This is a genomic window from Microcoleus sp. D3_18a_C4, assembly GCF_036702415.1.
GTDB lineage: Bacteria > Cyanobacteriota > Cyanobacteriia > Cyanobacteriales > Microcoleaceae > Microcoleus.
Window position 1 is genome coordinate 24,259 of the sequence record NZ_JAUBTI010000054.1, and the last position, 1,280, is coordinate 25,538.

Sequence of the window (1,280 nt, forward strand, 5' to 3'; positions counted from 1 at the left end):
CCGTCGAGAGTATCATTGTCTTCGTTTCCGAACAAAATGTCATCACCGACAGCGCCTAACAGAGTATTGTTACCATTGCCGCCGTCGAGGGTGTCATTGCCCTCGCCGCCGTCGAGATAGTCATTGCCAGTCCCCGTACCGAAAATTAAGTCACCGCCCGCCTCACTAATCACAATGAGCTCGTCGCCGTTCAACACATCATTGCCAGCGTTGCCGAGCAGCGAATCATTGCCTTGATTGCCGTCAATCTCATCGTTGCCGGCCAATCCGTCCATACTGTCATTGCCCCTGCCACCTGGAAGGGAATCATCTCCAGGAGTCGCCTTCAGCGGAAAACTCTTGAGAATATCTGCCCCTGAGAGATTGCCGACTGTTTCAATAAAACCATCTCCTTTTTCGAGATTTGGTTCAGCGAAGAAGTCAAGAATCAACAAGTCGTCAGTCTCGTTAAAAATCCCGTCCTTGTTGAGGTCAATTTGCAAGTCGGTATCGAATTCGCCGCCCCGCGTGACGCCTGCCGTATCGGCGGCAAAGTCGATCGCCAGCGTGAGATCATTGAAAGTTAGAGTATCGGTGCCGCTGTCGTCAGCAATGATGCTGCCCCCTGCGGAAGTAGCATTTAACACGTAGAAGTCATTGCCGGTGCCAGCTACTAGATAGTCGGCACCGCCACCGCTTTCTAGGGTATCGTTACCGTCATCTCCGTAGAGTTCGTCATCGCCAAGGCCGCCGTTGATACTGTCGTTATCTTCACCGCCTTCTAGGATATCGTCGCCGTCACCGCCTTCTAGGGTATCGTTGCCCTCATCTCCGTAGAGTGAGTCATTGCCAAGGCCGCCGTTGATACTGTCGTTATCTTCACCGCCTTCTAGGCTATCGTCGCCGTCACCGCCAGAAATAGAGTCGTTGTCTTCGTACCCAAATAAAGAGTCATCGCCGGCATCTCCTGTGAGGGTGTCGGCATCGTTTCCGCCGAAAACTTCGTCCTTGCCGTCGCCGCCGGAGAGCAAATTATCGCCCTCTTCATCGTATAGGAAGTCATCGCCAACATCTCCTGTGAGGGTGTCGGCACCGTTTCCGCCGAAAACTAAGTCATTGCCGTCGCCGCCGGAGAGCAAATTATTGCCGAATTCATCGTATAGGAAGTCATCGCCAACATCTCCTGTGAGGGTGTCGGCATCGTTTCCGCCGAAAACTTCGTCCTTGCCGTCGCCGCCGGAGAGCAAATTATTGCCGAATTCATCGTATAGGAAGTCATCGCCAACATCTCCTGTGAGGGT

1 protein-coding gene is annotated in these 1,280 nt (G+C 53.0%); it reads right to left on the reverse strand.

Translation table 11 applies throughout. From position 1 onward, the window contains the following. Nucleotides 1–1,280, reverse strand: a 1,280-nt coding sequence (locus QUB16_RS21280) for a calcium-binding protein (RefSeq protein WP_333319139.1), incomplete at both ends; no start/stop codon positions are given.